Annotated in this window: 6 protein-coding genes; 1 reads left to right on the top strand and 5 read right to left on the bottom strand. The window is 65.2% G+C overall.

From position 1 onward, the window contains the following. Positions 1-531 precede the first annotated feature (531 nt). The 3 genes from FNJ47_RS42970 to FNJ47_RS42960 form a co-directional block, all read right to left on the bottom strand. Positions 532-2,013 carry a cell wall hydrolase gene (locus FNJ47_RS42970; protein ID WP_163162428.1) on the bottom strand — a complete coding sequence of 494 codons (1,482 nt, stop codon included), beginning with the start codon at positions 2,011-2,013 and terminating at the stop codon, positions 532-534. 417 nt (positions 2,014-2,430) lie between these two features. Next, entirely contained in the window at positions 2,431-5,340 is a 2,910-nt protein-coding gene (gene ppdK / locus FNJ47_RS42965) for a pyruvate, phosphate dikinase (protein WP_163162426.1), read from the bottom strand. Positions 5,341-5,431: 91 nt separating this feature from the next. Further along, on the bottom strand, positions 5,432-5,587 hold the full coding sequence (locus FNJ47_RS42960; RefSeq protein ID WP_021080009.1) for a DUF3096 domain-containing protein: 156 nt from the start codon (positions 5,585-5,587) through the stop codon (positions 5,432-5,434). 232 nt (positions 5,588-5,819) lie between these two features. Here FNJ47_RS42960 and FNJ47_RS42955 point away from each other — a divergent pair, with 232 nt between their 5' ends. Continuing rightward, positions 5,820-6,179, top strand: coding sequence for a DUF1236 domain-containing protein (locus tag FNJ47_RS42955; RefSeq protein WP_163162424.1), 360 nt, complete (start codon positions 5,820-5,822; stop codon positions 6,177-6,179). A gap of 139 nt (positions 6,180-6,318) precedes the next feature. On the opposite strand, the gene FNJ47_RS42950 is transcribed toward FNJ47_RS42955, so the two are convergent. Together FNJ47_RS42950 and FNJ47_RS42945 are read right to left on the bottom strand one after the other, a co-directional pair. After that, positions 6,319-7,419, bottom strand: coding sequence for a hypothetical protein (locus tag FNJ47_RS42950; RefSeq protein ID WP_163162422.1), 1,101 nt, complete (start codon positions 7,417-7,419; stop codon positions 6,319-6,321). Between the two features lie 117 nt (positions 7,420-7,536). After that, positions 7,537-8,046 carry a methyltransferase domain-containing protein gene (locus FNJ47_RS42945; RefSeq protein WP_163162420.1) on the bottom strand — a complete coding sequence of 170 codons (510 nt, stop codon included), beginning with the start codon at positions 8,044-8,046 and terminating at the stop codon, positions 7,537-7,539. Positions 8,047-8,190 lie beyond the last annotated feature (144 nt).

Genomic DNA, 8,190 nt, shown 5'->3' with positions numbered 1-8,190 from the left:
CCGACCCGAGGCGCAGGCAGAGTTGCGCGTCTGAAGCGGCAGCTGTGTATAAAAGACAGGGAAACGCCCCGCGACACGTTACGGGGAGTTAATGCAGCTGCATGAAAATCCCAAGAGGGTCAGGACAAAAACAGGAGAAAAATATTCGCTCGCAGGGCTGCCCTGCAGATTATGCGACTGTCATTCCGGGGCGCCAGCCAAGTCGGCTGTTGCCGACTTGGCCATCATGTCTGCCGAACTCGGGTGAAACCCGAGTTCGGGCGGCACGAACCGCAGATGCGCGATTGCGCATCTGAGGTCTGGCCCTGCGGGTCATCCCGGAGTGACGTGGTTGAGGATTGCCCCGAATACCGCGGCGGCTCAGGTCGAATGGCGAGGGAACGTCGTCTTCTCCTTCCCCCTGAAAGGGGGAAGGTCGGGATGGGGGTCGGCCACAGGCATCGCTGCGCGTGGAGAGACCAGATCCCCACCCGCTTTGCTCTGAGGAGCAAAGCGACCTCCCCTTTTCAACGGGAGGTTAGGTGGGCGACCCTATCGCTTGGCGCTGGCCTGCTCGGCCGAGCTCTGGGCCGCCTCGGCGAGCTGCGCCGAGATCTTGGCGGTCTCGGCCGGGTTGCCCCAGCTCGGCGCGTCGCTGCCGTCGCCCCAGGCGCGCGGGCGATAGAAAGTGTGGACGCCGAACTTGTAGGTCTTCTTCATCTCGCTGACCCAGGACGGCCGCACCCAATAGGCATGGTAGTGCGTCGAGCGGTCGACTTCCGGCAGCCACAATTTGCCGTCGAGGATTGCCTTCGAGATCTTCCTGGCGCGGTCCCACATGTCGGGCTCGCGCACGACGTCAGGGATGTTGTCGCAGGCGAAGGTGAACTGACAGGCGTAGTGGCGGTTCTTGTTCTGGTAGACCACGCCGCACACCGTCTCGGGATATTTGCCGGAGAAGGCGCGGTTCAGCACCACCTGGGCGACCGCGATCTGGCCGCGCACCGCTTCGCCGCGCGCTTCGAAATACACCGCCTCCGCGAGGCACTTCTCCGACTTGGCGCGCGACTTGTCGTCGAACAGGCCGAGCCGTTCCGCCGGCGTCTTGGTGTGCTGGTCGTCGGCGTTGACCTCGCCCTTCGGCGCGATGCTCTCGCCCATCTCGCCGGCCTTGACCGGGCCGTCGGCATCGACCGGCAATGACGCCATGACCTTCATGTCGGGATCGGGCTGAGCGGCCGGCGTCACGACGACCGGCGCCTCGCCGGGCTGCCAGCGCTCGAGATTCTCGGGCGCGCCGAGCGACGAGCCGAAGAACAGGCTCGCCGTCTTGAACGCAAACGGGTCGCGCTCGCGCGCGGCTTCCGCCGGCGCGGAAGCAGCAGGCTTCGCCGGCGCGGGCTTCAGATCTTCGAGCGGGTTGGCCTCGAGCGACATCGACACGTCGTATTGCTGCGCCGTCGGCTTCGCATATTGCGGCAAGGGCGGCGCGCGCAGCGCTTCCTGCAATTCGGGATCGAGCGGCGCGTTGTCGGCCGGCGCAGTCGCGGTCTTCATGCCCTTGACCGACGAATTCGATGTCGCGGGATCCTCGTTCGCCGGAGCCGTGTTTGCGGGCTCTGCGGGGTCGACCTGGTCCGGCCGCCTGACGACGAGACGATCTCCCTTCCGGGTGCGATCGACCTTGGGGAAATCCGATGCCGCATAGCGCGGCGGTGGCGCGGCGATCGGATTGCGCGTCACGGCGCCGGTGATGTCGGTGCTCGAACTGTCGAGCCGTGCAAGCAGGATTTGCGGATCCTGCGGCGCGGAGGTTCCGATCGGACGGCCGAAGCTGTAGGTCGCAACCTGGATCGAGCCGACCGCCGAGGCGAAGACGCGCTTCTGCCAGCGCTCGGCGACGCCGGGCTGCCGGGCCAGGAGCGAGGCAATATCCTGATATCCGAGCTCGGTCGGCATAAGTGCGAAGATGCCAAGACCGAGACCGAAGAGCGCGAGACGAGCGCCCTTCGGCTGGTTACGCGACACAAACATCGTACGCTCACGCAACGCTTACTGAGTGCAATCGAACACGGTACATCCGCGCAATTCGACCTTTCTCGTTGCTAACTTGTTTAGGTTGCCGCGGAGTTAATTGGCGTTGCACGCGCGCTACACTCAAGCGATCGCGTGCGTACCGCGTGTCGCATCACTCGCGTTGGTAAATGCGCGGCGCATGAAAGTCGTAAACGACCGGTCAACGGAGATGGTGAACAAAGTGTTGAAGGCGCGTGGACGGCCAACATAACCGTCATTGCGAGGAGCGAAGCGACGACGCAATCCATGTTACCGCAATCGGCACGATGAATTGCTTCGCTTCGCTCGCAATGACGCTGTTTGCTGACTGCCTCGACAAACAAGAATGGCCGGGACTTGGTCCCGGCCATTGCACTCTCTGAACCGCGTGGTCGCTTACGCCTGGCTGGCGATCTCCTTGCCGAGCGCGGCCTGCGCTGCGGCGAGACGCGCGATCGGCACGCGATAGGGCGAGCACGAGACGTAGTCGAGCCCGACCTCATGGCAGAACGCGACCGAGGCGGGATCACCGCCGTGCTCGCCGCAGATGCCGACCTTGAGGCTCGGCCGCGTCTTGCGGCCGCGGGTGACGCCGATCTTCACCAGCTCACCGACGCCGTCGCGATCAACCGAGATGAACGGATCGATCTCGAGGATGCCCTTGGCGACATAGGTGCCGAGGAAGCTCGCGGCGTCGTCGCGGCTGATGCCGTAGGTGGTCTGCGTCAGGTCGTTGGTGCCGAACGAGAAGAACTCCGCAGTCTCCGCTACCTCGCCGGCCATCAGGCAGGCGCGAGGCAGCTCGATCATCGTGCCGACCTGGTAGGTCAGCTTGGCGCCGGTTTCCTTCATCACCGCGTTGGCGGTCGCATCGATCCGCGCCTTGACCAGATCGAACTCGGCCTTGGTCGCGATCAGCGGCACCATCACCTCGAGCCCGACCGGCTTGCCGGTGCGCTTGCTGGCTTCGACGGCGGCCTCGAAGATCGCGCGGGCCTGCATCTCGGCGATCTCCGGATAGGCGATCGCGAGACGGCAGCCGCGGAAGCCGAGCATCGGATTGAACTCGGACAGTTCGCGGGCGCGGTCGGCGAGCTTGCGCGGATCGGTGTTCATGGCGCGCGCCACTTCTTCGATCTCGGCCTGGGTGTGCGGCAGGAACTCGTGCAGCGGCGGATCGAGCAAGCGGATCGTGACGGGCAGGCCCTTCATGATCTCGAACAGCTCGACGAAGTCGGCGCGCTGCATCGGCAACAGCTTCGACAGCGCGGCACGGCGCGACTGCTCGTCCTCGGAGAGGATCATCTCGCGCACGGTGCGGATGCGGGTCTCCTCGAAGAACATATGCTCGGTGCGGCAGAGGCCGATGCCTTCGGCACCGAACTTCACCGCGGTGCGCGCGTCATCGGGCGTATCGCCGTTGACGCGGACGCCGAGCTTGCGGACCTCGTCGGCCCAGCCCATCAGCGTGCCGAACTCGCCGGACAGCTCCGGCTCGATCATCGGCATGCGGCCGCCCAGCACCTGGCCGACCGAACCGTCGATGGTGATGACGTCGCCGGTCTTGAAGGTGCGCGAGCCGATGCTCATGGTGCCGCGGCCGTAGTCGACACGAATGGTGCCGCAGCCGGAGACGCAGGGCTTGCCCATGCCGCGCGCGACCACCGCCGCGTGCGAGGTCATGCCGCCGCGGGTGGTCAGGATGCCCTGGGCGGCGTGCATGCCGTGGATGTCTTCCGGGCTGGTCTCGATGCGGACCAGGATCACCTTGCGGCCGTCGGCCTGGAGCTTGGCTGCTTCGTCCGACGAGAACACGATCTCGCCGGAGGCGGCACCGGGCGACGCCGGCAGGCCGGTTGCGATCACGTCGCGCTTGGCGGCGGGATCGATGGTCGGGTGCAGCAGCTGGTCCAGCGAAGCCGGATCGATCCGCGTCACCGCGTCCTTGCGCGAGATCAGGCCTTCATTGGCGAGCTCGACCGCAATGCGCAGCGCTGCCTTCGCGGTACGCTTGCCGCCGCGGGTCTGCAGCATCCACAGCTTGCCCTGCTCGACCGTGAACTCCATGTCCTGCATGTCGCGGTAGTGCTTCTCGAGCAGCGTGTAGATCCGCGTCAGCTCCTTGAACGCGGCCGGCATCGCGGCTTCCATCGACAGCTTGTCGGAGCCGGATTCCTGGCGGGCGTCTTCGGTGATGTCCTGCGGCGTGCGGATGCCGGCGACGACGTCCTCGCCCTGCGCGTTGATCAGGAACTCGCCGTACAGCTTGCTCTCGCCGGTCGAGGGGTTGCGGGTGAAGGCAACGCCGGTCGCCGAGGTCTCGCCCATGTTGCCGAACACCATCGCCTGCACGTTGACGGCGGTGCCCCAGGATTCCGGAATGTCGTGCAGCTTGCGATAGGTCACCGCGCGCGTATTCATCCAGGATGAGAACACCGCGCCGATCGCGCCCCACAGCTGGTCATGCGGATCCTGCGGGAAGTCGTGACCGGTCTCCTTCGCGACCGCTTCCTTGTACTTGCCGACCAGCTCGACCCAGTCGTCGCCGGTGAGATCGGTGTCGAGCGAGTAGCCCTGGCCGTCCTTGAAGGTGTCGAGGATGTCCTCGAAGTGATGATGCTCGAATCCGAGCACCACGTCGGAATACATCGTGATGAAGCGGCGATAGCTGTCATAGGCGAAGCGGCGGTCGCCGGAGAGTTCGGCGAGCGCTTCGACCGTGCGGTCGTTGAGGCCGAGATTGAGCACCGTGTCCATCATGCCCGGCATCGAGGCGCGCGCGCCGGAGCGCACCGAGACCAGCAGCGGGTTCTTGGCGTCGCCGAAGGTCTTGCCGGTCAGCTTGCCGACATAGTCGAGCGCCTTCTCAACCTGGGCTTTCAGTTCCTTCGGATAGGTCTTGTCGTGCTCGTAGAAGTAGGTGCAGACCGAGGTCGGGATCGTGAAACCGGGAGGCACCGGCAGGCCGAGATTGGCCATTTCCGCGAGGTTGGCGCCCTTGCCGCCGAGCAGATCGCGCAGGGTCGCCTGGCCCTCGGCCTTGCCGTCGCCGAACGTATAGACCCACTTGCCGGCCTTGATCGCGACCGGGGCCGCCTTCTTCGCAACGGCCTTCACCGGCGCCTTGCCGGCGGGCTTTGCGGCCGGTTTGGCGGCGGCTTTCGGCGCCGCCTTCGGGGCGCTCTTCTTCAGCGCCTTGCGCGCCGGAGCAGCCTTGCGGGCGGCGGCGGAGGGCTTTGATTTCGCTGCTGTTTTGCCAGCAGTTTTCGCAGCAGATTTCTTGGACTTCGCGACGGCTTTGGCCATGTCAGACAACAATCCGGAAGGAGGGGTCGAAGATGCGCGCCTTACACCATTTTGGGGGGTTCCGCGCAAGCCGCGAAACCCCGCTTTCCCGCTACAGGTGCAGCCAGCGCAGCAGGCCCATTCCCACGAGCCCGACGAAGATCAGGTAGATCGCGACGATGTAGTTGAGGAGCCGCGGCATGATCAGGATCAGGACGCCTGCAGCCAGCGCCACGATGGCAGGCAGATGCCCAGCGGTGATGGTCATTGAAGTTTTCTCCGGCAGTTTTTGGAGGAGCGAATCGAGCGGCAGTTTATCCGCTGAGGGGGTTCCCACATCAAGACGTCTGCACGGCCTGAGAGTTCCCGCAACTCACGAAAATTGCTCCAAATTGCCGCGTGTGTGGCGGTGGTTTTTCGGAACATCGCCGCAGCCGATGCATTGGCCCGTCGTGCGCATCGGCGAAGGCCTGCGCGCGCCATAAAGAATGGAGCGAGCCATGCGAAACAGAATACTTGCCGTTGCAGCGGTTGCTGCTGCGATCACGGTGCCGGCTGTTGCCGCACAGGCCCAGACCGTTGGCGTTGTCCGCGGCGGCCCGCCGGTTGCAGTCGAGGATGATGAGGGCATTGCGGTCGAGCAGCGTCCGGCATTCCGCGAATACATCGTGCGCGAGCGCGTGCCGAACTACACCGTTCCGGATCGCGTCGTGGTCGGCACCATCCTGCCGGACGCCGGCGTGACCACATACGACGTCCCGCAACGGTTCGGCGCGACGCCCTATCGCTACACAGTCGTGAATGGCGAAACCGTTCTGGTCGAGCCGCGTTCGCGACGGATCGTTCAGGTGGTCGACTAAATTCGGCGCGATAGCGTGAACGAGCAGTCCGGGCGCCGCGCAAGCGGATGTGCGCGCAGATCGACCGGACCAGAAAGCCCCGCCCGGCCTCCCCACCGGGCGGGGCTTTTCTGTCGATCAATCCGAATCTCGCTCGGACTTAGGATTTCAGGATCGAGAGCAGCGTCGAGGTCGACTTGTAGCTCTTGATCGCGGCGTCCTGGAATTCCTGCGTCCAGTTGGCCGCCTGGCGCTCCTCTGCACTCATCGAGGAATATTGCTTGAGGATGCCGAGACTGAACTGGCGCGGATCGCCGGCGGACTGGCTCTGCTTCAGCGCGTCAAGCACGGCAAGGCGCGTCCGCGTGTTGAGCGCCTGCTTGGCCGCGAAGATCTCCTCGCCTGAAAACTTCTTGTCCTGGTTCAGCGAGATCGCCGACAGCGAGCGGTTGTCGAGCGTGGACAGGTCGACGAGCTGCCCGGTCTTGCGGCGGGAATCGTAGACCAGTTCCTTGCCGCTCTTCGCCGCGTCGCTCTTCTGCCGATCGAGGAAAGCGCGCACGTCGCTTGCCACGCTAGAGAAGTCGCGCGTGTTCCCCGTCGTGGGAGTCGTGGTTCCCGCCAGTGCTGCTGCAATCGGGTCGCCTGCAATTCCCGTCGGCGCCTTGTTCGGATCCTGCTGTGTCGCCTGAACACCCTTCAGCACTGCGGCGCGCTGGCTCGCCCAGGTCGCAGTGGCCTTCTCCTCGTCGCTGGCGCCATCGAGATAGTCGAGCGCCGCCTTGTAGCTGACGCTGTAGTCGCCGGTCAGGCGCGTGGTCGCAAGCGACGGCGCCACGGCCTTGTCGAAGCGCTGCTTCAATTCGGTGGCCGCAACCGCCTGCTCGTCCGGCGTGAACTTGCCGCCATTATTGGTCGAGATCGCAAACAGCGAGCGGCGGTCCAGGGTCGAGAGATCGATCGTGGTCTTGCCGTCGACAATCGGCTTCTTCACCCCGGCTACCGTGTAGAGCCGGTCGAGCGTTGTGCGCGCGTCACTGGTGACGGTCGCAAAATCCGGCAGCGGCGCCTTGCCGAGTTGCGCGCGGGCGGCGTCCGACAGCGTCAGGTTGGTGGCCGTGTTCGGCGTCGAGGACGCCGAAAGGTCGCCTGCCGTGCCGTCGCCCGACAAGGTCGCCGCCAGCGAGGGCGTCGCGGCGGCCCGCGCATAGGCCGAGCCATATTGGGCATAGGGATTGGGCGTGGTGCCGATCGAGGTCATCGGGGAGGTCCCTGCATTGGCGCGAGGGGCGATTTCTTAAGAAATCGTTGATCCGTCAGGACCTTCGCAGGGCATGGTTAACAAATTGCAAATCGTGTCTGAATATTTCCGAACGTGTCAGTCGCGCTGCCGGGCCACGATGCGGTGGATGACCTTGCCGGACGAGGCGCTGACGACCTCCGCATCGAGCAGCAATTCGGCGCCCGCCAGTTCAGCCCGCACCAGTGCCGTATCGAACGCGGCATAGAGCCGGCCGTGCGCATCGCGTGCATCATAGCCTGCGGTTACGCGCCAGCTCAGATAGAAGACGCCACCCGGCTTGACGAGCTCGAACATGCGGCGGACCGACGGCGCGATCAGCGTGGGGTCTAGATGCATGATCACGGTCTCGCACAGCACATTGTCGAAGCTGCCGGAGGCGATGCCGCGGAGATCAGGCAGCTCGGCGCGCGCAAAGCTCAGCCTCGGGTAGCGAGAGCGAGCCTCCGCGAGCAGACCCTCGGAGGCGTCAAAGCCTTCGGCCGGAAAGCCGTTGGCATTCAGCCAGGCGACCTCGCGACCGCTGCCGCAGCCGATATCGGCGGTCGCAGCCCCCCTCTTGGAGAAAATCCCGACGAGATCCCCCACACCGCGAGGGGGCGGCCGGTGGGGCCAGTCCTCCGCGGGCGCCGCCCCCGCCCTTCGCGTGGCGGGGCGGGTTGGGTGGTCGCACTGCTAGGCCTCCGTTTTTTCGGAAGACGCCCCCCCGCGGGTCGCGGGAGGAGATTTGTT

It is taken from the genome of Bradyrhizobium uaiense, from assembly GCF_010811875.1.
Taxonomy (GTDB): domain Bacteria; phylum Pseudomonadota; class Alphaproteobacteria; order Rhizobiales; family Xanthobacteraceae; genus Bradyrhizobium; species Bradyrhizobium uaiense.
Note: the sequence above shows the minus strand (reverse complement) of the source record. Positions and strands in the feature narration are given on the sequence as shown.

Excerpts from the sequence above, each read along its gene's own strand:
- FNJ47_RS42950 (WP_163162422.1), bottom strand. The coding sequence starts at position 7,419 with ATGACCTCGATCGGCACCACGCCCAATCCCTATGCCCAATATGGCTCG.
- FNJ47_RS42960 (WP_021080009.1), bottom strand. The coding sequence starts at position 5,587 with ATGACCATCACCGCTGGGCATCTGCCTGCCATCGTGGCGCTGGCTGCA.
- FNJ47_RS42970 (WP_163162428.1), bottom strand. The coding sequence starts at position 2,013 with ATGTTTGTGTCGCGTAACCAGCCGAAGGGCGCTCGTCTCGCGCTCTTC.
- ppdK (WP_163162426.1), bottom strand. The coding sequence starts at position 5,340 with ATGGCCAAAGCCGTCGCGAAGTCCAAGAAATCTGCTGCGAAAACTGCT.
- FNJ47_RS42955 (WP_163162424.1), top strand. The coding sequence starts at position 5,820 with ATGCGAAACAGAATACTTGCCGTTGCAGCGGTTGCTGCTGCGATCACG.